The 25,019-nt window shown below is 42.7% G+C and carries 26 protein-coding genes; 10 read left to right on the top strand and 16 right to left on the bottom strand.

What is annotated here, in order from left to right:
- The first annotated feature begins 259 nt into the window (after positions 1–259).
- Entirely contained in the window at positions 260–1,000 is a 741-nt protein-coding gene (locus ACFE93_RS26760; protein ID WP_375477854.1) for a dienelactone hydrolase family protein, read from the top strand.
- Positions 1,001–1,024: 24 nt separating this feature from the next.
- Here ACFE93_RS26760 and ACFE93_RS26755 read toward each other — a convergent pair whose 3' ends face one another.
- The 3 genes from ACFE93_RS26755 to ACFE93_RS26745 are packed head-to-tail and all read right to left on the bottom strand — an operon-like array spanning position 1,025 to position 3,706.
- Positions 1,025–1,981 (bottom strand): N-acetylglucosamine kinase, encoded by a 957-nt coding sequence (locus ACFE93_RS26755; protein WP_375477852.1) that lies wholly within the window; start codon positions 1,979–1,981, stop codon positions 1,025–1,027.
- 14 nt (positions 1,982–1,995) lie between these two features.
- Complete coding sequence (locus ACFE93_RS26750; protein WP_375477850.1) at positions 1,996–3,261, bottom strand: MFS transporter; 1,266 nt, start codon at positions 3,259–3,261, stop codon at positions 1,996–1,998.
- Between the two features lie 55 nt (positions 3,262–3,316).
- Positions 3,317–3,706, bottom strand: coding sequence for a GxxExxY protein (locus tag ACFE93_RS26745; RefSeq protein WP_375477847.1), 390 nt, complete (start codon positions 3,704–3,706; stop codon positions 3,317–3,319).
- 115 nt (positions 3,707–3,821) lie between these two features.
- Here ACFE93_RS26745 and ACFE93_RS26740 point away from each other — a divergent pair, with 115 nt between their 5' ends.
- Both ACFE93_RS26740 and ACFE93_RS26735 read left to right on the top strand, forming a co-directional pair.
- On the top strand, positions 3,822–6,833 hold the full coding sequence (locus ACFE93_RS26740; protein ID WP_375477845.1) for a valine--tRNA ligase: 3,012 nt from the start codon (positions 3,822–3,824) through the stop codon (positions 6,831–6,833).
- Between the two features lie 168 nt (positions 6,834–7,001).
- Positions 7,002–7,436, top strand: coding sequence for a hypothetical protein (locus tag ACFE93_RS26735; RefSeq protein WP_375477843.1), 435 nt, complete (start codon positions 7,002–7,004; stop codon positions 7,434–7,436).
- Positions 7,437–7,546: 110 nt separating this feature from the next.
- Here the strand turns inward: ACFE93_RS26735 and ACFE93_RS26730 are convergent, their stop codons facing one another.
- The gene (locus ACFE93_RS26730) at positions 7,547–7,996 is read right to left on the bottom strand and encodes a hypothetical protein (protein ID WP_375477841.1); all 450 of its coding nucleotides are present in this window, start codon (positions 7,994–7,996) and stop codon (positions 7,547–7,549) included.
- A 174-nt stretch (positions 7,997–8,170) separates the two neighbouring features.
- Between ACFE93_RS26730 and ACFE93_RS26725 the strand changes: the two genes are divergently transcribed.
- Together ACFE93_RS26725 and cysC are read left to right on the top strand one after the other, a co-directional pair.
- Positions 8,171–8,491, top strand: a complete 321-nt coding sequence (locus ACFE93_RS26725) for a hypothetical protein (protein ID WP_375477839.1) — start codon at positions 8,171–8,173, stop codon at positions 8,489–8,491.
- Between the two features lie 287 nt (positions 8,492–8,778).
- Entirely contained in the window at positions 8,779–9,351 is a 573-nt protein-coding gene (gene cysC / locus ACFE93_RS26720) for an adenylyl-sulfate kinase (protein ID WP_375477837.1), read from the top strand.
- Between the two features lie 31 nt (positions 9,352–9,382).
- Here the strand turns inward: cysC and ACFE93_RS26715 are convergent, their stop codons facing one another.
- On the bottom strand, positions 9,383–11,371 hold the full coding sequence (locus ACFE93_RS26715; RefSeq protein ID WP_375477835.1) for an ABC1 kinase family protein: 1,989 nt from the start codon (positions 11,369–11,371) through the stop codon (positions 9,383–9,385).
- Between the two features lie 265 nt (positions 11,372–11,636).
- On the opposite strand from ACFE93_RS26715, the gene recN reads away from it, so the two are divergent.
- Complete coding sequence (recN, locus tag ACFE93_RS26710) at positions 11,637–13,385, top strand: DNA repair protein RecN (RefSeq protein WP_375477856.1); 1,749 nt, start codon at positions 11,637–11,639, stop codon at positions 13,383–13,385.
- Positions 13,386–13,429: 44 nt separating this feature from the next.
- Here the strand turns inward: recN and ACFE93_RS26705 are convergent, their stop codons facing one another.
- The 10 genes from ACFE93_RS26705 to ACFE93_RS26660 all read right to left on the bottom strand — a co-directional run bounded on the left by ACFE93_RS26705 (position 13,430) and on the right by ACFE93_RS26660 (position 22,547).
- Positions 13,430–14,047 (bottom strand): VOC family protein, encoded by a 618-nt coding sequence (locus ACFE93_RS26705; RefSeq protein WP_375477833.1) that lies wholly within the window; start codon positions 14,045–14,047, stop codon positions 13,430–13,432.
- A gap of 268 nt (positions 14,048–14,315) precedes the next feature.
- Positions 14,316–15,584, bottom strand: a complete 1,269-nt coding sequence (gene efeB / locus ACFE93_RS26700) for an iron uptake transporter deferrochelatase/peroxidase subunit (protein ID WP_375477831.1) — start codon at positions 15,582–15,584, stop codon at positions 14,316–14,318.
- Positions 15,585–15,613: 29 nt separating this feature from the next.
- The gene (efeO, locus tag ACFE93_RS26695) at positions 15,614–16,807 is read right to left on the bottom strand and encodes an iron uptake system protein EfeO (RefSeq protein ID WP_375477829.1); all 1,194 of its coding nucleotides are present in this window, start codon (positions 16,805–16,807) and stop codon (positions 15,614–15,616) included.
- A 31-nt stretch (positions 16,808–16,838) separates the two neighbouring features.
- Positions 16,839–17,672 (bottom strand): iron uptake transporter permease EfeU, encoded by an 834-nt coding sequence (efeU, locus tag ACFE93_RS26690; RefSeq protein ID WP_375477827.1) that lies wholly within the window; start codon positions 17,670–17,672, stop codon positions 16,839–16,841.
- A gap of 509 nt (positions 17,673–18,181) precedes the next feature.
- Positions 18,182–19,450: an MFS transporter gene (locus ACFE93_RS26685; RefSeq protein ID WP_375477825.1), complete on the bottom strand. Its 1,269-nt coding sequence runs from the start codon at positions 19,448–19,450 to the stop codon at positions 18,182–18,184.
- On the bottom strand, positions 19,416–19,889 hold the full coding sequence (locus ACFE93_RS26680) for a MarR family winged helix-turn-helix transcriptional regulator (RefSeq protein WP_375477823.1): 474 nt from the start codon (positions 19,887–19,889) through the stop codon (positions 19,416–19,418). Before ACFE93_RS26680 ends, ACFE93_RS26685 begins: the two co-directional genes overlap by 35 nt.
- Before the next feature lie 19 nt (positions 19,890–19,908).
- Positions 19,909–20,763, bottom strand: coding sequence for an ABC transporter permease (locus ACFE93_RS26675; RefSeq protein ID WP_375477821.1), 855 nt, complete (start codon positions 20,761–20,763; stop codon positions 19,909–19,911).
- A complete protein-coding gene (locus tag ACFE93_RS26670) occupies positions 20,720–21,571 on the bottom strand; it encodes an ABC transporter ATP-binding protein (RefSeq protein ID WP_375477819.1) in 852 nt (283 codons plus the stop codon). The genes ACFE93_RS26675 and ACFE93_RS26670 overlap by 44 nt, the downstream gene beginning before the upstream one ends.
- 245 nt (positions 21,572–21,816) lie before the next feature.
- On the bottom strand, positions 21,817–22,305 hold the full coding sequence (locus ACFE93_RS26665) for a DUF3368 domain-containing protein (RefSeq protein WP_375477817.1): 489 nt from the start codon (positions 22,303–22,305) through the stop codon (positions 21,817–21,819).
- On the bottom strand, positions 22,302–22,547 hold the full coding sequence (locus ACFE93_RS26660; RefSeq protein WP_334770116.1) for a UPF0175 family protein: 246 nt from the start codon (positions 22,545–22,547) through the stop codon (positions 22,302–22,304). Before ACFE93_RS26660 ends, ACFE93_RS26665 begins: the two co-directional genes overlap by 4 nt.
- Before the next feature lie 173 nt (positions 22,548–22,720).
- Between ACFE93_RS26660 and ACFE93_RS26655 the strand changes: the two genes are divergently transcribed.
- The 4 genes from ACFE93_RS26655 to ACFE93_RS26640 all read left to right on the top strand — a co-directional run bounded on the left by ACFE93_RS26655 (position 22,721) and on the right by ACFE93_RS26640 (position 24,174).
- Entirely contained in the window at positions 22,721–23,197 is a 477-nt protein-coding gene (locus ACFE93_RS26655) for a hypothetical protein (protein ID WP_375477814.1), read from the top strand.
- Between the two features lie 3 nt (positions 23,198–23,200).
- Complete coding sequence (locus ACFE93_RS26650; protein WP_375477812.1) at positions 23,201–23,470, top strand: DUF4926 domain-containing protein; 270 nt, start codon at positions 23,201–23,203, stop codon at positions 23,468–23,470.
- A 105-nt stretch (positions 23,471–23,575) separates the two neighbouring features.
- The gene (locus ACFE93_RS26645; RefSeq protein WP_375477810.1) at positions 23,576–23,830 is read left to right on the top strand and encodes a hypothetical protein; all 255 of its coding nucleotides are present in this window, start codon (positions 23,576–23,578) and stop codon (positions 23,828–23,830) included.
- Positions 23,827–24,174, top strand: coding sequence for a type II toxin-antitoxin system RelE/ParE family toxin (locus tag ACFE93_RS26640; RefSeq protein ID WP_375477808.1), 348 nt, complete (start codon positions 23,827–23,829; stop codon positions 24,172–24,174). The genes ACFE93_RS26645 and ACFE93_RS26640 overlap by 4 nt, the downstream gene beginning before the upstream one ends.
- Positions 24,175–24,274: 100 nt before the next feature.
- Here ACFE93_RS26640 and ACFE93_RS26635 read toward each other — a convergent pair whose 3' ends face one another.
- Complete coding sequence (locus ACFE93_RS26635; RefSeq protein ID WP_375477806.1) at positions 24,275–24,937, bottom strand: SAM-dependent methyltransferase; 663 nt, start codon at positions 24,935–24,937, stop codon at positions 24,275–24,277.
- Positions 24,938–25,019: the final 82 nt, after the last annotated feature.

Below are 25,019 nucleotides of genomic sequence, written 5' to 3'. Positions count from 1 at the left end.
TTGGTTTAATTCAATTTTGTTTTTTTTTTTATTGGGTGTTAAAATTGCCCCCCCTTTAATACCAGGGACGCTCATGTTGCCCGTCTCACAAAACTAACAAAATCATCCCGCAAATATGCAACGCCATTGCTTTCTTTCATTGACAGTTAGTAGCCTATCCTGATTCTGGAAAAACCTTCGGGTATTTTATAAATGCAGATGAATGCCTGACGGCAGTAGGCTGCTTTAATAACAGCAAGCGTAACACGGAGACAAAAAAGTGCAAATCACTAAGCGCAATCTTGAGTTAAGAGTAGATGGCAGCTTAATGCGTGTTTATGTTGCGGCTCCCAAAGCAGCAGGAAAATACCCTGGTATTGTCTTCTACAGTGATATTTATCAGTTAGGTGATCCAATGATTCGTCTAGCTAACTACTTAGCAGGATACGGCTATGTAGTAGCAGCCCCAGAAATTTTTCACCGAATTGAGCCAGTTGGTTTAGTAATTGAGCCAGACGATCTGGGAAGGATGCGGGGTAATGACGATGCGCGTCGAACCTCGGTAGCTGATTATGATGCCGATTGCCATGCTGTGATTGAATTTCTGAAAACAGAGAGTGCGGTTTCTCCAAATCAAATAGGCACTCTCGGCTTTTGTATTGGTGGACATTTAGCTTTCCGCGCCGCATTTAAAAGCGAAATTCGGGCTTGTGTCTGCTGTTACCCTACTGGTATTCCCAGTGGCAAACTAGGTAAAGAGGTAGCCGATACAATCCAAAGGGTAAGTGAAATTAAAGGCGAGATGCTAATGGTATTTGGTACTCTTGACCCTCATATACCAGAGAGCGATCGCCAAACTATAATAAAAGCAATTGAGAATGCTAACATACCTCACCAAGTTTTTTTGTATGAAGCAGAACATACATTCATGCGCGACGACGGTTATCGTTATGATTCTAGTGCTACCACCGCAGCTTGGTCTGAAATAGTAACTTTCTTAGGGCGCATATTTGCAGACTGAAAACTCCTATTATTTAGTAGCCCGTCAAATTTGAGTTGTCTGCAACGCTAACAAACCAGCACCATAAGCAGGTTCATACCTCGGAAAAATCACCTTTACTTCAGGAAACTTCTTAACAAGAGACGCTGCAAATCTTTCATGCATCTTGCATCTACCCCGCCACACACTTCCTGTTGTGACTACTTCTAAAACTGAGTCGGCAGTAAAAATTGCATCAATTACTGTAGATGTAGCTTTTACTAACTCTTTGACAGCATCATCAATTATGCTATTCGCTACTATATCACCTGACGCTGCTGCAAAATCTACAATTGGTGCTAAAGCCGCTATCTGTTTAACTCCCCATTCTCGCCGATATATTACTTCTATTAAATTTTCTATATTTTCCAAATCAAGATGCTGTTTAAAACCTTCTAGCAAACTTGTTGATATTTCCCGTCCATCAGAAGATTTTAATGCTGCATTCATGCCTGCGATCGCAATTTTATAGGCGCTACCCTCATCTCCTAGAATATACCCCCAGCCGCCGACTCGCTTAGTATGTCCCTGCTGATTTCGGCCGACAACTATCGAACCGGTACCTGCTGCAACCACGATTCCTACAGGCTGACCAATTCCACCAACTAAAGCAATTAAAGCATCGTTACAAATTATAATATTGGCTGGCTGTAATGCCCAAATAATAGGCAATTTGTTATTTTGCAACTCTTGTACTAGACCTTTTACTACTTCGATATCTACTGCACGACCTACACCTGCTAAACCCAGACATATCGCGTCAATATTCACAGTATTTGTAATTATTGCTGCCTCAACCGCATTGTGAATTGCAGATTGAATAGATTGTAGAGTGGCTTCGATACCTATACTCTGATAATTAGATGGGCCTGCTTCACCACGACCTAGCACTTGACACGAATCATCTATTAAGACACAAACAGTCTTGCTACCGCCGCCATCTATTCCCAAAACATAATTCATGATCTGTAATAATGTTAATTATTTTGACGCTTCGGTTCTTCTTTTAAAGGTATAAAAAACAGAGCAATCATCCCAGGAATAGTTAACAAACAAACCAAGATAAAAAATAATGGATAGCCACAAGCTTTTTGCAGATAACCGCTAACTAATCCGGGTAACATCATCCCTAAAGCCATAATGCCAGTGGAAATAGCAAAATGAGAAGTTTTATATTCACCTTGGCAGATATACATTAAATAAACACTAAAAGCTGTAAATCCAAAACCATAGCCAAATTGCTCCAAGGAAACTAAGGGATACACTAATGTTAGTGAAGGCTTGCTGTAAGCCATATACACATAAAATACATCAGGTAAATTCAATGCTAAAGCCATAGGAAATAGACATTTTTTTAATCCATATCTAGAAATTAGTAAGCCTCCTAAAATTCCTCCACAGATTAGGGATATTACCCCAAATGTACCGTAGACTAATCCGACATCTGATGTTGATAGCCCTAAACCACCTACTTCTGGTTTGTCCAATAAAAACAAAGAGGCTATCTTGACAAGCATTGCTTCGCCAAGTCTGTAGAGCAAGATAAATGCTAAAATGTTTATAATTTTATCTTGAGCAAAATATGAGCTAATGATTGACCAAAAAGGAATCTTTTCTGTAGTTTGTAGCTGTTGTTTGTTATCTGACTCAGGTAAGGGTAAAAATAGGCGATGAAAAATAAACAGGATTGCTAAAATTAGAGATGAGAAGTCAATAGCTATAGTCCAGCTTAAAGGAATATTATTAAGTGATACTTCAAGCTGACCTGCTAAGACTACTAATATTCCTGAACCGAAGATAACAGCCATTCTATAAAACAGTGAGCGAATGCCAACAAAGAAGGCTTGTTGTTCTGGAGATAAGGCGAGGAGGTAGAAGCCATCTGTAGCAATGTCATAAGTTGCAGAAATAAATGCTCCTATTGTTAATGTTGCGAGGGAAATGAAAAAGAAATTTGGCAGTTGTAATGAGAAGGCTATCAAACCCAAGCAGCAGAACATGGCAAATTGGGTATAAAGTATCCATTTACGTTTGGTAGAATAAATATCGACAATTGGCCCCCAAAACATTTTGATGACCCAAGGTAGATAGAGAAAACTTGTCCACAAGGCGATTTGAGTGTTATCTATTCCGAGCTTTTTGTAGAAGATTACGGAAACTGTGTTGATGATGATGTAAGGTATGCCGGAGGTGAAATATAGGGTGGGGATGAATGTCCAAGGGGAGGTTGTTTGGTGTTTCATGGGTTTGGGGAACGAACCGCAAAGGACGCAAAGAGCGCAAAGAAGATTAAGAAGATTAAGAAGAGAGTATGATGCGTTTGATGCCGTCTTTGAGGAGAGGGACGTTAAAGTTGATTAGGAGAGCGAGGGGGTAATGAGTCATTTTAAGGTAGGAGAGGACTTGGGCTTCGTGAATGGGGGTTAAGTTTTGGACAGCTTTCAATTCAACAATTAGAGAGTCTCCAACCAAAAAATCTAATTTGCCTTCCCCTACTGAACGACCTTTGTAGTGTACTTTTACTGGATGCTCAAACTCATAAGGTATTCCGCGAATCAGAAATTCTTCTCTGAGTGCCTTGTGATAAACCTCCTCTAAAAACCCCGCTCCTAGTACCTGATGTACCTCAATCGCCGCTCCAATCACCCTATAAGCTAACTTTTCTAACTGAACACTTGGTTGCCTCATCTTACCTTCCTCCTCTTCCTTTGCGTACTTTGCGTCCTTTGCGGTTCGTTTCCATATAAACCCTCTCTCCAACCCTGTGGCAAAATTTATTAGAGTCCTTCCTTAGTTTTCCCGCATGACCGCAACCATCCCCAATCTCCCCAGTCTCTACGACCCCTTTTCCACCGAAGCCAAGTGGCAAAAATTCTGGGAAGACAACCAAGTTTACAAAGCTGACCCCAACAAAGGCGGCGAACCCTACTGCATCGTCATTCCCCCACCGAATGTCACCGGCAGCTTACACATGGGTCACGCTTTTGAAAGTGCCTTAATTGATACCCTCGTGCGCTACCACCGGATGCAGGGACGTAATACCCTCTGGCTACCGGGAACTGACCACGCCAGCATCGCTGTGCATAGTATGCTGGAAAAGCAACTCAAGACAGAGGGTAAGACTCGCTACGAATTGGGGCGCGAAAAATTCTTAGAACGCGCTTGGCAATGGAAGGCGGAGTCTGAGGGAACAATTCTGAATCAGCTACGACGCTTGGGTGTCTCGGTGGACTGGTCACGGGAAAGGTTTACCCTAGATGAGGGTTTATCTAAAGCTGTTGTCGAGGCGTTTACTCGTCTTTACGAGGAAGGCTTAATTTATCGTGGTGAATATTTAGTTAACTGGTGTCCCGCTTCTCAGTCGGCTGTGTCTGATGTAGAAGTAGAAAATCAAGAGGTGAATGGAAATCTCTGGCACTTCCGCTATCCCCTCACCGATGGTTCCGGTTTTGTGGAGGTGGCGACAACTCGACCAGAAACGATGCTGGGCGATACAGCTGTAGCAGTTAATCCCAATGACGATCGCTACAAACATTTCATCGGCAAAACTCTAACTCTGCCCATTCTACAACGAGAAATTCCGATCATTGGCGATGAATATGTTGATCCCACTTTCGGCACGGGTTGCGTGAAAATAACTCCCGCCCATGACACGAACGATTTTGACATGGGTAAGCGTCACAATCTGCCGTTGATCAACATTATGAATAAAGACGGCACTCTTAACACCAACGCTGGGGAGTTTCAAGGACAAGACCGCTTTGTTGCTAGAAAAAATGTGGTTTCTCGTCTAGAAGCAGATGGCTTTTTGGTCAAGATAGAAGATTATAAGCATACCGTTCCCTACAGCGATCGCGGTAAAGTACCCATTGAACCCCTCCTCTCAACTCAGTGGTTTGTCAAAATTCGCCCCCTAGCTGACAACACTCTCGAATTCCTCGACCAGCAAAATTCACCGGAGTTTGTCCCTCAACGCTGGACAAAGGTTTATCGTGATTGGCTAGTAAAACTCAATGATTGGTGCATATCTCGCCAATTATGGTGGGGACACCAAATTCCGGCTTGGTACGCTATCAGTGAAACCGATGGGCAAATTACCGATAACACGCCGTTTGTCGTGGCGAAATCGGAAACTGAAGCTTGGGAGAAAGCTAAAGCGCAATTTGGTGAAAATGTCAAGTTAGAACAAGACCCAGATGTGCTAGATACTTGGTTTTCTTCTGGACTTTGGCCGTTTTCGACTTTGGGCTGGCCGGAACAAACTCAAGATTTAGCGACTTACTACCCAACTACCACTTTGGTGACAGGCTTTGACATCATCTTTTTCTGGGTAGCCAGAATGACCATGATGGGTGGGCATTTTACTGGTCAAATACCTTTCCAAACAGTTTACATCCACGGCTTAGTGCTGGATGAAAAAGGTCAGAAGATGTCAAAGAGCAAAGGTAATGGCATTGACCCGTTGTTATTAATTGACAAATATGGTACTGATGCCCTGCGGTATACCCTAATTAGGGAAGTGGCTGGTGCGGGTCAAGATATCCGATTAGAATACGATCGCAAAAAGGATGAATCAGCATCGGTAGAGGCATCCCGCAACTTTGCAAATAAGTTGTGGAATGCTGCCCGGTTTGTGATGATGAATTTGGATGGACAAACGCCGCAACAATTAGGGAATCCAATAGCTACAGAATTGAGCGATCGCTGGATTATCTCGCGGTATCATCAAGTTATCAAACAAACCACCAATTACATCGATAATTACGGTTTAGGGGAAGCAGCAAAAGGACTCTACGAATTCATCTGGGGTGATTTCTGCGATCAGTATATTGAACTAGTGAAATCCAGATTGCAAGCAGATGCCGATCCAGCATCGCGGCGGGTAGCACAGCAAACCCTCGGCTACATATTGGAAGGGATTATGAAACTGCTTCATCCCTTCATGCCTCATATTACCGAAGAAATTTGGCAGACTCTCACGCAACAATCAGCAGATTCCCCCCAAACTTTACCGTTACAAATCTATCCCCAGGTAGATGCAAATCTTATTGATCAATCTTTAGAGGAACAGTTTGAATTACTGATTGCTACTATCCGCACAATTCGGAATTTGCGGGCTGAAGCGGATATTAAACCAGGGGTAAAAATAACGGCGAATTTGCAAACTGAAAGCGAGAAGGAGCGGGAAATTCTCACTGCTGGACAAGATTACATTAAAGATTTAGCTAAGGTTGAGACTTTAACCATTACTGACAAGCAAGAAAACCAAAGTGTTGCTGCTAAAAAACCTCAGAGGGGTTTGAAGACAATTGGCTTAATTATCGTGGCCATTGTCTTTGGTAGAGTGGGTTTAGCTGTGGGGTATGCGATTGAGGAGACTCCCATCGTCGGAACTTTCTTTGAACTAGTTGGTTTTGGTTACACAGCGTGGTTTGTTAGCCAAAATTTACTCACTGCTCAAGCAAGACTTAGGTTATGGAGACGCTTTTTCCCGCAGCAAGAATTAGAACAACCACAAGAACCAGAAAATGCGATGCCTAACGGCAAGCCGCAAAGCGTCTACGCAGGTGTAATTGGTACAATACAAGTGCTAATTCCTCTAAACGGTGTGGTAGATATTGAAGCTGTACGTGCCAAGCTAGAAAAAAGCTTGAGTAAAGCTGAAGCAGAAATTCAGTCTCTGAGTACCAGATTAAACAATCCTAGTTTCGTAGATAGAGCTAGGGCTGATGTGGTACAGGGAGCGCGGGATGCGTTAGCAGAAGCACAAAAGCAAGCTGAAATTTTGCGCGTGCGTCTGAAGGCGTTGCCGTAGGTATCGTTTGCGTGGCTTAGGATAACTGTAATGGGTAATGGGAGTCTCAATAATTCCTAATTACCCATTACCAATTAACAAGATCCAAATATCAATTCTGGGACTTATTATTATATTAAATTTTTTAATTTTTAATTTTTAATTTTTAATTGGAGCGAAGCGACCCTCATGCTATATCTAGCCCAGGTGCGTAAAAACGATTTTTTAGACCAGCACCAGTTACGCTTATTGGCGCGTCAAGAAGCTGATAACTTGTGGGCGATAATTCCCGAAGAGGCTTTCATTCTGCTTGGAAAGGGAAAGAGCATGAGTGAGAACTTGCTTGTTCTAGTGGAACTTTCTCCTACAGGCGACATTGAAAGAATAGAAGACGCCACCAACTGGGTACTGCATCTGGTAGAAAGCTACCTCACCATCGGCATTACTCCAGAATTTTTGCAGCACGAAGCCGAGCGAGCAGAACATTGGCGACAATCCCTGACGTTGCAAAACCAAGACTTAGCAAGGCGTTCCTTAGAGTTGGAAGCCAGACGCGAACAAATTCAAGCCTTAGAAGAAAGCCTTAAACGCGAGAAAAACGGTTATTCCCAAGAGGAAAGTTAAAAGTTTGCAGTTGTGTTGCACTCAAGTGTGTATTTATCACAGATTATCCAGTAAAAGTTGATCTATCTCTGACTGGGTAATATCTAGATACTTGCCATAGTTAGCTTTCGTTAGACAATGACAGTAATATTTGCACTACTAAGCACTGCCTGATTCGAGAACTGAGCAATTTGAACTTGTGCAGCCTTACCAATTCCATCTGCGTCAAAGAAAAGATTACCTGTCGTTTGATCGTAGATAAAGCGATCGCTTGCTGTTGTCGCACTGGTACCAAGTCGGAACAAGCTGGCATTAAGCGTAGTATTCTGAGATTGACTTAGTGCGAATTCTGTCTTGGAAAAGAGCAAAAAGGTGTTCCAATTGCCGCAAAAACTTCTGCGATCACTTGAGCGACTCGTCCGGGACTCAGCTTGGGTTTTGGTTTTTGCCAGGGTAGAGGGATGTCGGTGACAAAATCGCGTGCAAGCGTACCCACCCAAAACTTGAGTAGGGTCTTCATAGTACGCTTGAACTAACCCCAGGCCACTCAAGGATGCGATCGCTCCGCTAGGCGCAGGCATCGCATTCCGTAGGCTCAAGCATCCTTGAGTGCGTTGTAAGCGATGAACCTCCGGTACTTTGGATTGGCGTTTAAACTAAAAAAGCTAGATTCAGAAGAAAAAAAGGGGTGTGATTGAATACACCACCCATTGGTAGAAACACTAAAGTTGAACTACCAACTCTCAGCTACCAAAATGAAACTTGCCAGACTTAAAGCATTTCGTCAAGCCGCTTACAAACATTTGGGAAAAGCCCGTGATACAACGTTTGAGTTGACAGATGCTGTGTTGTTAACCCGCAATGCCTACAGCCTGGCGGACTTTTCCCTCAGCCCAGTATTTCGCCGAAAATGGCCGAGTATTTATGAATCCCTGCAAGATGGTAGACCGCAAAGGCAGAACCTGATGTGGTTGTACATCCAAACAGATACCAACGCAGAAACGTCCAATAGTTGCAGGCGACCACACAAATTGGCCTCGCCCAGATGTGCGAACACTTCAAGAGAGGACTTATGAACATTGTTGTAGCAATATTGTAGAAAATAAACCGATTGCTGTTGGTCAGGGATATAGTACGATTGCTTGGATACCTGAAGATGCTGGTACTTGGGCATTACCCTTAAGACATGAGCGCATTACCAGGCAGGGATTGTCCTATAGACAAAGCAGCTAAGAGTAGTAATGCTAACACGAGCTGCCTTGCAATGGCTGGAATTCTTGCTAAAAAAGGATTATAAAAATAAAATTACTATTTATTTGACCCACAAATACCTAAAAAACACTTTTTTGGTGTGCCATTTAAAATGTACGACGAAAGTAGGATGAGACAACAAGAGTGTAGTGTGACAGTATGGTTCACTGGTCTCAGTGGTGCAGGTAAAACTACTATCTGTCAATTCGTGGAGAAGGAACTGCGGATACAAGGATACAGAGTTGAAGTTCTGGATGGTGATGCGGTACGTCAAAACCTATGCAAAGGATTGGGTTTCAGTAAAGAGGATCGAGTGGAGAATATTCGGCGCATTGGTTTTGTAGCTCAACTTCTTGCCAGAAATAATGTGATTGTATTGGTTTCAGCTATTTCACCGTACCGTCAAATTCGGGAAGAAGTGCGCCAAATTACTCCATTTTTCATTGAAGTTTACGTCAACGCATCATTAGAAGTTTGTGAACAACGAGACGTAAAAGGGTTATATAAAAAAGCAAGAGCAGGGGAAATTAAGCACTTCACTGGTATTGACGATCCTTATGAAATACCACTCTGTCCTGAAGTCGAATGCAAAACTCACCAGGAAAGCGTTGCTCAAAGTGCAACTAAGGTCTTAGAAAAGCTAGAAAAGTTGGGTCATATAGTTGCTAGAATGAATGGTTTATGAGTTAAATAAAGTTTTTAACTCATAACTTTTACTAGGATGCCAATAATTGCCTAATTAACCTGGCTATAGCTTTTTGCGTGAAGCGGTTGGCAATTTGTTGACCTAAACGTTGTACATCAGAATTTACCAATAACTGGGCAATTTGGGATGCAAGTTGCACTGGATCAAAGCCTCTTGTTTCTCGGAGAATACCTAATATACGTTTGATATGCTCCAAGGTTTGTTGTTGCTCAACTGTAGCCGCTGGAGTTTTATTAACTGCTGTCAATCCTACCCGTTCTCGCAACAAGGAGGTAAAGTTATGCAAAATATTTTTACCTAAAGCATCGAGTCCGTTAACAGATTCATCTACTAGCTTGTCACGAATAAAAGCACCGCGTTCAGATGACAGAAATTCTATCCCCTGATTCAGCACTAAATTAAAGTCGTAGTCTTGACTATTACGCGCATTTTTTAACAAGTTTTCTAAGCGATTCCAGCGAAATCTACCATCTTTAAATAACAAATCTTGCAATGATGCTCTTAATTGCGGTGCTGGGTCTGTTAACAGGCGTTTAGAAACGTAGGGATAAGCTTCACTGAGAACTTTAAAGTTTGGATCTATATATATTGCAATACCTTCGAGCGTCACAAGGGAGCGAATAATTAAGGCGTAGTAGGGCGGTACGCGGAAAGGATACTCATACATCAAAGCTGATAGTTCATCGGTGATGCTTTTTATGTTGAGTTCGGCAACGCTGGCTCCTTGGGCATCAGCAAAAACTCTGGCAAAAGCTGGGATAATTGGTGTTAAATCAGTTTCTGGTGATAAGAAATCTAACTTCACGTAGTCTTTTGCTAATCCTTCAAAGTCGCGGTTGACGACGTGGACGATCGCTTCAATTAATCCATAACGCTGTGGTGGCTTAATCTCGCTCATCATTCCAAAGTCGAGATAAGCCAATTTGCCATCGGTTGTCGCTAACAAATTACCAGGGTGGGGATCGGCGTGGAAAAATCCATGTTCTAGCAGCTGGCGCAGGGAACACTGTACACCCACTTCAATTAGATAACGAGCATCTATGCCTTGGGCGCTAATTTCTTCTGTTTGGGTTAATTTGGTGCCGTTAATCCACTCCATCGTCAAGACGCGACGATTGGTGTATTCCCAGTAAATTTTCGGTACGTATACGTCTTTTATATGACCGTATAGCTCAAAAAATCGCTCGGCATTTTCACCTTCGTGGATGTAGTCCATCTCTTCAAAGATGCGATCGCCTAATTCATCGAGAATCCCAACTAAGTCACTTCTTACCCGTTTAACCTTTTTTTGCACCCAGGCGGCGAGGTTACGCAAGATATACAAGTCAATAGTAATCCCCTCTCTTAAGTCGGGGCGTTGAACTTTTACGGCGACTTCTTCGCCAGTTTTTAGCTTACCTTTATACACTTGCCCCAATGAAGCCGCAGCAATTGGCTGGGCCGAGAGTTCGGCGTAAACCTCTTCTGAAGGTGCGCCTAATTCTTCTTTGATAAACTGGTAAGCAATTTCGTTGGCAAAAGGCGGTAATTGGTCTTGTAGTTTTGTTAATTCTTCTAGGTATACGGGAGGAACGAGATCCGGTCTGGTGGACAAAGCTTGTCCAATTTTGATGTAAGCAGGCCCTAATTGGGTTAGCAATACTCGTAGCTGAGTGGCTCGGCGGCGGTCATTTTTGACGACAATTCCCCGTTTACTATCCGACCACAAGCCAAAAACAAAGGATAGAGTCGGCCCCAATACGGCAAAAATCCGCCGTAAAACTTGCACTTTTCTACTTTGGTAATGCGCCGCTATACCCACGGGATCGTAAAGCGTTTCAGGTTGGGCTGTTGTCCTCGCTTTTTGAGCTGCTAAAAGGCTTGGCGAGCGTACAACTAAGCTTGTACCATCTTCTGGTATTACATCAATAACGTCCAGTTCGTCGCCTCGGCGATTTGTGCCGTTGCGACTGTCCTCCTGAATCGGTCGGGAACTAGGGGGAAGTGTCTTAACAATCATGAAGAAAGCCACCAGTCAGAACGATCACATTAAGTATTGTAACAATATGTTTAGAAATTGGGAATTTGGAATGGAGCATTGGGCATTGGTTATTTCTTCCTGATCTTTCTCTGCTCCACCTACTCCTTAGTACTAATAGGTCTGCTACACTTAAACGGGCATACTAGTTCAATAGTAGTAGGTATTGCTAGTTGCTGAAAGATCATATTTATTGTCTTGTAAGTTAGAAGTATCTGGCATCTGCCCTCATGGAGAATTTGGCTTGATGTTGCTTTGCCTGCGAATCGAAAACTTTGCCCTAATTGACCAATTGGAATTGGAATTTGGCGCGGGACTAAATGTGTTAACAGGTGAAACCGGCGCTGGAAAATCTATTATCTTGGATGCCATTGATGCCGCTTTGGGCGGTAAAGTCTCTAGTCGAGTCATTCGCACGGGGACAAGTCGGGCAATGGTAGAAGCTACTTTCACCTCAAACGCCCCCCTAGCGGCTTGGTTGACCGAACAAGAAATAGATTTGCTTGATGAAAATTCTGTAGTCATTAGCCGAGAAATCACAGCCACTGCGAGTAATGTCCGCAGTCGATCGCGGGTGAATGGTGTGTTGGTAAATCGGCAGATCATGGGAGGAATGCGCGATCGCTTGGTGGAAATTACCGCCCAAGGTCAAACGGTACAAGTTGGACAATCTGCCCAAGTCCGCGACTGGTTAGATTTGTATGGCGGCGACTCCTTAATGCAGCAGCGTCATAAAGTTGCCACGAGCTTTAGTAGTTACCAACAGGCGCATTTAGCACTAGAAAAACGCCGGACATCAGAACGGGAACGGTTGCAACAACTCGACTTACTCACTTATCAAGTGCAAGAACTGGGAGCAGCCAATCTCAGTGAGCCTAATGAATTGGAACAGTTGGGACAAGAACGGGAACGCCTGAATCATGTCGTCGATTTACAACAAATGAGTTACAAAGTTTATCAGGCTTTGTATCAAAACGATCATGAAACTCCCGCCGCAGCAGATTTATTGGGAGACAGTGAGGCGACATTAAATGACATGGTGGAATACGATACCCAACTACAACATCTATTGGAATTGGTGCGGGACGCGCAAGCTGCGGTAATGGAAGTGGGAAGGCAGATTAATGCTTATGGAGATGGTTTGGAAGCCGATCCCCAACGGTTGGAAGAGGTGGAAGAACGAATTCGGGAGTTAAAGCAAATTTGCCGCAAGTATGGGCCGACACTTACAGAAGCGATCGCTTATTACCAACGTATCCAAGCAGAATTAGCCCAACTTAACGACAGCGAACAATCTATCGAAAACTTAGAACAGCAAGAAAAGGCGTGTTTTGAAAAACTCACCCAAGCAAGTAATCAGTTAACTCAATTGCGGAGTAAGGCGGCTGCTAATTTAGAATCACGTTTGATAGCTGAACTCAAGCCCCTAGCGATGGAAAAGGTAAAGTTTCTGGTTGAAATATTACCAGCTTTCCCAACTGCGATGGGAGCAGACAAAATTACCTTTACATTTAGTTCTAACCCCGGCGAACCACTGCAACCTTTAACAGAAGTTGCCTCTGGTGGCGAAATGAGCCGTTTTTTACTGGCGCTGAAAGCTTGTTTTTCTCAGGTTGACGTGGTTGGGACAATGGTATTTGATGAAATTGATGTTGGAGTTTCGGGAAGGGTAGCCCAAGCGATCGCGGAAAAGTTATACCAGCTAAGTCAACGCAACCAAGTATTATGTGTTACCCATCAACCTTTAGTTGCGGCAATGGCCGATCGGCATTTTCGCGTAGACAAGCAAACTATTAATCAAGGCAAAGGTAAAAAAGCCAACAATGACAACGCCGAACAGCGTACCGTTGTCAGAGTGACAACTTTGGATAATTTAAACACCCGCAGAGAAGAACTAGCGCAGTTAGCTGGTGGTAAATCTGCAACTGATGCGATCGCTTTTGCAGAATCTCTGTTATTACAAGCTGCTAACCACCGTCGCCGGGAGTATACTTGACCAAATAATTACGAATTACGAATTACGAATTACGAATTATAAATTTAGGCTGCCAATTCTGAAAGGCGTAAACCAGCGATATTCTCGCAGGAAAAAGTTTCTTTACCCATCCATTGGCGGCAGATTAGCTCTATAATTTGTCCTGCCCAGTTGCGGAAAAACCATTGGCATAAGAAGCCATCTTCTTGAGGAGTCATAGATAGAGGAATAAAGCCTTTGTTTTGCCACACCTCTGCTGCTGTATAAATATCATCAACAAGAATGGCAACGTGATGGACAGTATTAAAACCTTGTTCCTGGAATAAGCTAGCAATCTTTTCATCTGGTGCGTTAGGCGCAAGCAGTACCAAAATCATACCTGACGGCATTGAGGCTGAGAGAAAGTACATGCTAGCATCTTTAGGCAATAGGTTTTGCTCTGGACAAAAATCATCAGGCCATTTTCCTGGTCCTTCGGTGATTTTGGCATCATAGTTGATCAGAGCTTTAGCATAGTCTGTAAGAGTTTCTGAATCAGGAAACAACAGTACATAGTGATCTATGACAACTAGTTCACCAAATAAATGTATGCAAAAAGATGAGTTTAAAAATTCTGGAGTCTTGCACTCTTGTTTATACAAGAGCAATCCTTCAGTTTCTACAAAAGGCGACTGCTTATTCATCTAAGTCTCCTAAATTAAAACCCTTTACAGCGTCTATCGCAAGGTTATTGCTCATCATGGTCATCGATGAAAACGATCTAGTATTCAATATTGTGGCTGAGAAACAAGGCCGATATCTACCTACCATCATAACTAAAATTGTTTTGAGCCAATCTTAAGCACCTGCGATCGCAGGTGGTAAATCTGCAAGTGATGCGATCGCTTTTGCAGAATTTTTGTGATTACAACCTGCTAACCACCGTCAAAAAATTAAAAATTAAAGATAAATCTACACTGTTGATGCTTCTAGTAATGACTGACCGAGATAACCTCCTTCAGCCTTAACACCAGGTAAAGCAAAGAAATATCCACCACCAATAGGGCGAATATACTCTTCCAAAGGTTCTCCTTTCAAACGATTTTGCACTGTCACAAACCCTTTCTCTAAATCAGCTTGAAAACAGACAAACAACAAACCCATATCTAACTGTCCAGATTTGTCAAACCCACGTGAATAGTTGAAACCACGCCGTAGAATCAAACTCGACTCTGATTTGCGAGGATTAGCAAGGCGGATATGAGCATTTAGAGGAATTTGTTGACCTTTAGGATCTCGATCGTAATTGGGAATATCTTTCTCGTGCTTCATTCCCAAAGGTGCGCCAGAGTCCTTATTGCGCCCAATAATTGTCTCTTGTTCTTGTAGTGGTGTGCGATCCCAGCGTTCGACTAAATTGCGGATTATCCTCACCACTTGATAACTTCCTCCTACTGTCCAAGCTGGTTCACCACTGTTTGGTTGTACCCAGACAATCCGGTTCATCAATTTGTCGTCACTAGCATTTAGATTTGCCGTACCATCTTTAAAACCAAGCAGGTTACGCACCGTAGATTTGCCTTGTTTTTTGTGGGTATTCGGCGGCAGAAATCCCGTTATTTGCCAACGCAAAGTTATCAAGTCAGGCAAATTCTTAATGATGTCGCGTAAAGCGTGAAGATTCGATTCCTCAGTATTCGCACAGAATTGCAACAGTATATCCCCATGACATAAATCTGGGTCAAGCTGGTCATTGAAAAAATTGGGCATAGTGTCTAACCGCTTGGGTTTCAAGTTGCCGAGTCCAAAGCGGTTATCAAACAGTGAGTTACCCACAGATAGGGTAATTGTCAGGTTATTGGGAGCGATTTCCGGCCCCATAATTCCCGAATCACTGGGGGGAAATTTAGGGTCGCGCGGTTTGGGTGTTCCCCCTGCCATGAGAAACTGGATGCGCTCAGTTAAAGTTTTGAACAACCGCACTAAATCTGCTTTATTGGTGGCAGTTATATCAAATGCGACCATCAACCCAGCAGCAGGAGTAGGGGTAAGAATACCTGCTTGGTGAAGCCCAAAGAACGGCACGATCTCTTCAGATGGGTCAAGAGTAGTTCCCAGAAGAGTACGATAACCCAAAGTTGTTAAAGCTGCTACTCCACCTGCTGCTGCCATACCGATTAACAAGTCACGACGGCTGATGCGGGGAGTAATGCGTAAACTTGGTTGCTTTGTAATGGACATAATTTACTCCTCTAGGAATTCTTCATCAATTAGTTAACGCCCAAAGTGCCGCGCAACTGAGACAAATCTTCAGAAAGGGCAGCGATGGCTGTTTTCATGTCTTTCTTGTCTGTTTCACTCACCTTGTCGTAGGTAGCAAAACCACCATCAGGGGTTTTGTATTTAGCAAGTTTTTCGTTAACTTTGGTGAAATTGCTATCTACACGCGTCAGTAGATCGGGGTTAGCTTTTTGGATGACGGGGCGCAATAAGTTCACAATCTTTTGGGAACCATCTACATTAGCGCTGAAGTCCCAGAGGTCAGTATGGCTGTAACGGTCTTCTTCTCCAGAAATTTTGGTAGCAGCCACTTCTTCAATCAAGCCAGCAGCGCCACCAACCATATTTTTCGGTTCAATGGTCAAGGTGGCAATGCGCTTTTGTAGCTCTAGTCCATCTTTCTGTAGCTTTTCGGCAAAGGGTTTCATGCCTTTTGTCGTTTTGTCTTGGAATAAAGCTTTCTCTATGCGATGGTATCCAGTGAATTCTGGATCGGCCTCTTTTTTGGCAAAGTCATCAGCACGGGAATCCATTGTTTTATCGAGGTCGGAGAAAAGTTCAGCTATCGGTTCTGCGCGTTCCCAGTGGACATGGGTAGAGGCATAGAGTTTCTGAGCTTTAGCAAGGTCGCCAGCAATCACAGCATCCGTAAAGGTCTTGTTATCTGCCACCAGTTGGTCAGTTTCTTTAGTAACGTAGACTTTGTACTCTGCGATCGCACCGACTAATTGACCTTGATCTACAGTCCCTTTGGCTTGAGAATCTCCAAGTCCAGGTTTTACACTAAGTTTTCCTTTGGGATTGCTGCGTAAACCGCAACCCATGTCATACTCACCTGGTTCTAGATTGATTTTGACTTTCTGAACAAAGCCAGGAGCAATATTTTCTCGTTCCTCTACGACTTTCACGCCAGACAAAATTTCCCACTCCAAAGGTTGGCTGCTTTTATTGGTAATTACAAAACTGTTTTGCCCAGATGCTACTGTCAGCTGATTGGGTTCGCAACCTTTATCTGTCACAGTCAAAGCAGTTTCCGTAGAATTGGTAGCAGAAGTATCGTTAGCTACAGTTTTAGCTTCTGGAGAATTACTCCCAGAAGTATCACTTGATTTATTAGATTCACAGGCAGCTACTGTCAAGGCAATCAGACAGATAATTGTTGAGTGCTTTAAAAAATTTTTCATTGTTGTATTTTCCTAAAAATTATTGAAGTTGCTAGGAATGACTTGCGGTAGTCTTCTGTCTAGCGTTACCGCCTAACAAGAACAGCAGCATGGTAGGAATTAGATAGCCAAAATAAACGATGACCTCACTTACAGTAGGGGCATCGTTGTAGCCAAAAAATCCTGCCAAAAGTGAACCAACAAACCCGTTATTGGGAAGTATCCCACTAGCATCAAATACCACTGTTTGCAATAAATTCCACACTCCCGCTTCATGAAAGGCTCTCACCCCACTTGCTAACAGTCCAGCAGCAACCAGGATAATGAAGGCTCCTGTCCATTTAAAAAATCGCCTCAAGTTGATGCGGATACCACCCTGATAGATGCCTACACCGACGGCTACTGCGGCTGCATATCCAAACAATGCCCCCACAGGAGCTTGAATTCCCAAATTTTGCTGAAACGTGGCCAGCAGAAACACTACTGTTTCCAGACCTTCCCGCAGTACCGCAAAGAATGCCATCCCCACTAGTGCTATACCTCCCTTATCACCCGATTGAATGGCAGCTTCAACTTGGGACTGTAACTCACCTTTAATCGAACGAGCAGCACGGCGCATCCAGAAAACCATCCAGGTGAGAACCCCAACCGCCACGATGGAAATTACACCTGCAAATAATTCCTGTTCTTGTTGGGGAAAATCTTGACTGGTTATTTGCAAGAAGATCGCCACTGCTAGACATACAAAAGTCGCTAGTACAATTCCGAGCCAGACTGACTTCATCAAATGGGTACGACCAGTTTGCTTGAGATAACTGGCAATGATACCCACGACAAGCGCAGCTTCAACGCCCTCTCGGAACATGATCAAAAAGGGAAAAAGCATGAATAAACTTATTAATTATAATTACTATCAAATCATCATGAGAATGATAACTTACTTGAGAACATTTGTATATAACTGCAAGTAAAAAATCTCTAAAATCCTGAAGGAATAAATTTTCGGATAACAGAACTCCTACAACGTATTGCTAGGAGTTGTTTCCAGCCTATTTTGTCGCTAATCAGAATCTTCTATATCCCAATCAGTAGCATAATATATGTGCGATCGCCTGGATGCAACTCTTGAAGTTGAGTTTGAGTAACAATAATAGCCATAAAGATTTCAGTAAATGATCTTCTCTAACTAAAATGAATAAAGTAAATGGTTGGTAAGACTCTTGTAAAACTTTTCGATTTAGTGACAGTAGTGTTCTTTTTTGTTTACTTTTTGATTACGCAATGTGCAACTTTCGATAAACAGAAATCCCACCGATATGAAAGCTACAAGATTGTGATTGTTATCTCTTACTGAAGTGGGATTTTTATTATCTGATGTCTAATATATAAGTACTTCTACTTATACTCTTGCAAAGCCCCTAACTTGCGAATTTCCGGCCAAATCATAGCTGTAGCAATCACTACTACAATTGTGCCAATTCCACCACCCACAACGGAAATTATCGGGCCAAATAAAGCAGCAGTCAAGCCTGATTCAAAGCCCCCTAATTCATTCGAGGCACTAATAAACACGCTATTAATAGCAGCAACCCGACCACGTAAATGATCCGGTGTTCTGATTTGAACTAATGTATGGCGAATCACAACGCTAATACTATCTAATGCGCCACCAAGGATCAGCATTAACATAGACAGCCAAAAGGAATGAGAAAGTCCAAAGATAATTGTTACAACCCCAAAGCCAACTACTGACCACAATAAGGCTGGGCCGGCTTTACGTAACGGTGGTAAATACGCCAGGGTAATGGCCATAGTCAAAGCACCGATGGAGTGGGCTGCTTGTAGGTATCCTAATTCCACTGGTCCCACATGTAAAATATCTTTGGCAAAGATCGGGAGGAGCGCGATCGCACCACCCAACAATACAGCAAACATATCCAATGTAATCGCTGCTAAAATCAACTGATTCTGCCAGACAAATTTAGCACCAGCGGCAAGGGCTTTGAGTGAGATTGGCTCAGTTGTGCGGATAGTTTTTTGCTCTTTAATCGGTATTGTTAAAATCAAACATAGCAACGCGGCGATCGCTGCTGCTATATACACTCCTGTAGCACTTCCCAACAGTGCAATCCCAAATCCTCCGAAGGCTGGGCCGATAACTGCGGCTAACTGAAAGCTACTACTATTCCAAGTTGCTGCATTGGTAAACGCACTCACAGGTATCAACTGCCACATCAGAGCATCACTCGCTGGTCTGAGGAATGCTCTAGCGACACCTGTTAATACCAAGCAGGCGTAAATTAGAAAAATTGCACCTTTAGTATAAGAAAGCACTGCCAAAGCTAGCGAACAGAGAGCTAGCAGCATCACTGACAGTAACATGATGAGTTTGCGCTCGCGGCGATCAGCCACATGTCCGGTAATCAAGGTGAGAGCAATCATTGGCAATACTTGCGCCAGTCCCACACCACCTAGAATTATCGCTGAGTTAGTCCGCTCATAGAGTTCCCAGCCGATAGCTACAGTTTGCATTTGCGATCCCACGGACAGTACCAGCCGTCCAATGGTAAATAGCCGATAGTCTCGAAACTTAAAGGCTGCAAAGGGATCGTGCTGTGCAACTTCAGAGTTATGGGGCTTTGAGTTCTGTTTTCTCGAAGACATTTTTTAGTAGAGTTAAGCCTTCTTCAATATTGGAAATTTGGTCTTCTGTAAGACCTTTCAGCAAGTCGGTAATATGAGCGCGAGTTTGATCTTGGGATTGCTTGAGATGATGTTTTCCATCTTCAGTTAAATTGAGCAGCACCCGCCGCCGCTCTTGAGGATGAGCGATGCGTTGCACGAAGTCGCGTTGTACCAAGCGTTCTATGGTTGCTGATGCTGTAGCAGAGGTGACACCTAAATGCTCTGCCAGGTCAGATAATGAAGCACCAGGATTACGGTTGATAAATGCAAGCGATCGCAACTGAGGTATAGATAAAAAGGCAGCACTATGGGCACGCATATCCGCTCGGATAAACCGCATCACTAATGGAACTGTCTCCATTACTCTAGCGGCACATTCATCGGAAGTTGCACCTTGATTAGGTTTATCCAAGGTCATGGGCTTGTTGTTCTCCTGATTACATGGCCACCCGTGGATAAAGTTTTCCACCAATGATCGCCAAAATTATTAATGTTAATAAGAGAATTGTACAATCCAGACCAAAGCCATAGATGCTAGTACCATTTAACAGCATGGTGCCACGTAAGGCATCAACCTCATAAGTCAAGGGATTGAAATGGGAAATGAACTTTAACCAACTGGGCATCAACAAAATCGGATAGATGGCATTGCTAGCAAAAAATAACGGCATGGTTATCAATTGTCCAATACCTGTCATCCTTTCTCGGCTTTTTACCAAACAGCCAATAATTAATGAAAAAATACAAAATGTTCCCGCCCCCAGCATGACTACCACTAGTACTTGGAGGATAGCTAAGGGATGAAGATTTAGTTTGACACCCAATAGAAATGTCAATCCGTAAATGAATACTACCTGAGATAAGCATCGCACCCCACATGCCAAGGCTTTGCCCAACACCATTGCCATTCTGGGCGTGGGACTAGCTAAAAATTTATGTACGATCCCTAAATCTCGCTCCCAGATTAGCGTCATTCCACCACTAAAAATTGCCACAAACAAAATACTCTGAGCCAAAATGCCAGCAGAAATGAAGTCCAAATAGTGTAAGTTTCCTGTAGGAATCACGCGAGTGCGGGCAAAAACTTGCCCAAAGATTAGGAGCCATAAGGTTGGTTGCACAGCTCGAACTACTAAATCAGTGGGATCGTGGCGGAGTTTACGTATTTCCAATTCTGCGATCGCCAGGGTTTTCGTAACTAGCTCTTTAATTGCAGAGATTAAATTTACTCCGACAGTGGGTGGTGCTTTAACCCAACCGTTGAGCAGTACGTCTGGTTCTTGCTGTGTCACGGTAGTTCACTCCTGATGTTAACTGGTCGCCTGTATAGTGAATAAAGACATCATCCAAAGTTGCATTTAGGTTATCTAAAGAAGCTTTTAAGTTGGTTGGTGTGCCTGTGGTAACGACCTCACCTTGCTGCATAATCGCCACTCGGTTACATAAGCTATCGGCTTCTTCTAAAAAGTGGGTTGTTAAAAATATAGTTGTGCCGTAATCAGCACAGAGTTGTAGTACAAGGTGCCATACTTGAGTTCGAGCGATGGGATCTAATCCAACAGTCGGCTCATCAAGAAACAGAATTTGGGGTTGATGTAGAACTGATATGCCAATTTCCAGCTTGCGAATCATCCCACCAGAGTAGTTACGTACCAAGCGTTTCGCCGCATCTTGCAAACTCATGTATTCTAGAATTTCATAAATGCGGCGATCGCGTCCTTTGGCAGGTATTCCATACAGCTTGGCGAAGATTAAGAGATTTTCGTAACCCGTGAGACTACCATCAGCAGAGAGCGCCTGGGGGACATAGCCGATAGCCCGTCTCACAGGATTGGGTTGACGAGTCACGTCATAGCCAGCTAAGGTTGCTTTCCCTGCACTGATAGGCACTAAGGTTGTCAACATTTTAAGAACTGTACTTTTCCCTGCGCCATTGGGGCCAAGCAATCCAAATACTTCGCCCTGTTCCACAGATATGCTCAGATTATTAACTGCGGTTAACTTCCCAAAACGGCGTGTGAGTCCCTGAGTTTCCAAAATTAACGCTTTTGGTTTGCTAGGAGGTTGTGATCGATTTATTTTTCCCGTCAGTATTGTCACAAGTTTGATGCACTTCTATTAATTAGTAAATCTAACTATTAGCTTCTCAATATATTTACTAGAAGTCAATAGACTTCTGGCGAAAATTTTAATCAGAGTAAAAAGAAACTTAGTACAGTGGTGGTGAGGTTATTGATGGGGGAAGTATCACTGGCAAATTAAGCGCAAACACTTGCTAGAATGGTTAATAGGTGAAAAATTTTCAGAATGCCTACTGCTGCTCAGTTAGAAAGTCTATGCCAGATTTAATTTTCATCAACTAGCTGCAAAACCCTCTTGTATAAAGGTTCCGCCAGCCAGAATCCTGCTTGGTTAATCAGAGCATCCAACAAAGGTTTCACAGCAGAAATCAGCCTTTGACTTTTAGCTTCAACTAAGATCCCTAAAATCCCTGTGTAACCAAGATTTAGCATAGCTGCAACCATGCGACCACGACGTTCATCAATCAAAACTTGATCTGCTTTCATTTCCAGCGCTAGAGCGATCGCTTCAGCTTCACCAATATCCAGTTCATTGCTGAGTGCTTCAACCAATATACGATCTGGAACTGGACGAGTTTGAATCCAGATAAAAGTTTGGACTTCAATTGCACCTGCAACTGGAAAGTTGGGATCAGTCAGTTCTCGGTAGACAGCTTCAGGAATTAGGACTGTTCCATAAAGCTGTTGTAGTAAATGAAGATGGTTAATGGCGGCGAGGTTATTAATGGGCGAAGTATCACTGACAATGATCACAGTCTACCCATCGCCCGCAAGTTTTCTATATCTTGTTCAAAATCCTCGACCCCATAATGCACTGAAATTTGACGACTTGCGAGTAGATGCTGAAATGCTATACGATTCATACCTGCAAACCGACTGGCTTGAGCAAGGGTTAACTTTTCTTTTTGAAAGAGCATCACTGCAATTTCCTGCTTCATTTCGCCTTCAGTCATCCGAGTTGCGGTTAATATTTCATTAGGAATGACGACGCTCATAATTACAATCCTCTCTATCATTACTATTCTAAGCAGCTTGGCATCGCCAAGTGATAATCAGGTAAATAAACCGAACCGTATCCTTTTTATAAATATTGTTCATGTCATAATGTAACGCTTTGTTCTAGTTGGGGAACCCTAAGAATAATACTTGAGTACTGAATACGGTCTATATGACAATAAAGGATGTTCTTGCAGATTTCGAGGGAGATGATTTCGTCAATCCTAGAATTATTCGTGCTGCTCGCAGTTTTAATGGTCAAGGTACTTCACTTTATTACTATATTGATGGTAAAGATTCTGATGGGCTTGTTGCTGGTCTAAAACTAAACTTCTTTAAAGAAGTTCGCTTTACTAACTTTAAGAAACCTCATCCGACAGAGAAATATAAACCTTATTTTGATAAATTCATTTCTGGATGGTCTTGTAGCCACGATGATGTGTTGCAATGTTTTACATCATCGAATTCAATAACAAAAGTGCAATTAGACAAGATGCCTAGACATTGGGAAATTCCTGTAGAGCGATTTATCAATACCTTGTTACTTGCATATATGTTGTTGTGGGATGCTGAAGATGATGGCTGGCTTGATGGATCTGATTGGGACGGCGGAGATTTCAGGGGTTCCTTGCCTGCACGAAAGCGATGAAGTATGAATAAAATTAAAATTGACTTGCTGGATGTAGTAGCGCTGACAGTTGATCTACCTGAATACAACCTGTACCGTGGTCAAGTTGGTACAGTAGTAGAATTATTAGCTGGTGGCGCTGCATTTGAGGTTGAATTTAGCGATGCCTCCGGCGGGCTACGCCTACGCAATGGACGCACTTATGAATCTGTCGGTTTACGCCCAGAGCAAATTATGGTGTTACATTTTGAGCCAGCATCGCCTGATTCAGTACGGTCAATGGTGACAGCCTAAGCGATAGTGCCCAGAGCGATGCCTACGGCTGGCTACGCCTACGCAGCTTTATCAGATATTCTGAAATAAAATCGTATCTATAAACCTTCCACAAAATATCTGATTATGGCGATCGTTGTTTCCCTTAGCCCAGAATTAGAACTACGACTGCGCGAGAAAGCTGCACAGCAAGGACAAGATGTTAGTTTCGTTGCAGCACAATTGCTAGAGGCTGTCCTAGAGTGGGAGGTAGAAGACTCGGAAGCAGCTATTAAGGGTATTCAGCAAGGATTAGAAGACTTTGAAGCAGGTAGATTCCGTTCATTTGATGATTTTGCTGATGAGCAGCGTCGCAAGTACAATCTGCCAACCGATTCATGAAATACCGGATTGATATCTCTAGTGTTGCTCAAGCAGAAGCAGACAGCGCATTTTTGCAGTTGTCTCAACTTACTTCTTTTGAAAGAGCAAGTCAGTGGTATGCAGGATTACTCCAAGTCATTGAATCTTTATCGCAAATGCCAAGCCGATGTTCTCTAGCTAGAGAAAATGATTATTTTAGCCAAGAAATTCGCCAGATACTTTACGGTCGAGGGCGCAACTCATACCGAATAATTTTCACAATTTTGGCAGGACAAGAAATATCGACAGTGCGTGTTCTTCATATCCATCACGCTGCACAGCAGACCCTTGGTGAAGCACCGGATGACTCTGAGACGACCTAAAGACTAGCAACCGCACCGAACTACGCTGGAGCATATTAAATATATACCAGCAAAGCGATCGCATTGCCAAAGTTTTCTTGGATATCAACTTGCATACAAATTATGAATTACGAATTACATTAAAATCTCTGGTTATCTTCAACATTTTATTTCCACCAGGCTGTAGTTCGTATTCAACCTTTTCAATATCTATCTTATAACCTTTTGAAGTGTAATATTTAACTATTTCATCTAAATGTTGTGAATATTTCCACATTAAAGTTATCAGGGGAAATATTCTAACTTCTTTAGCAATACGCAACATTTCACTTACTGAATTTAAGTGAAAATCGTAATCGAGATGGTCTAAATATAAAAATAATAAATGCGAACAAAGAGCTATATCAAACTCTTGATTATTATAAGCCAATTTTGGCAATTCACCGACTCTGTATCTGTTGCTCTTTTTGCCAGTCTCATAATCAGACAAAAATTCTCGAATAACTTTGACTCGATTGTGCCGCAAATCATCCGGGGATTTATGATAGCTCCATACCCAATCATTTGATGTAGCCTTAACTTGATTAATGATGTAATCTACCACTTCATTAAATCTTTGCAATATTTCATCACTGGAAAATTGGTACAGTGGATCAACAGAAATAACACTTTTACCCTGATGAGTCATTTCTGCATTAAAGCTTGCTGGGCCATCCCCAATCCCAATGATTCTTTTATTTAAATCCGCATTTGTTAAATTGAATATTTTTATATATTCATCCATTGACCTCCCAAAAGGAACTACTTGATCTGGGAGCATCCCAATTTGGCAAAAATAAAAGAATCCAGACTATTCGCGAGTTTGC

Origin of the sequence: uncultured Nostoc sp., assembly GCF_964247315.1 — a bacterium.
GTDB lineage: Bacteria > Cyanobacteriota > Cyanobacteriia > Cyanobacteriales > Nostocaceae > Nostoc.
Note: the sequence above shows the minus strand (reverse complement) of the source record. Positions and strands in the feature narration are given on the sequence as shown.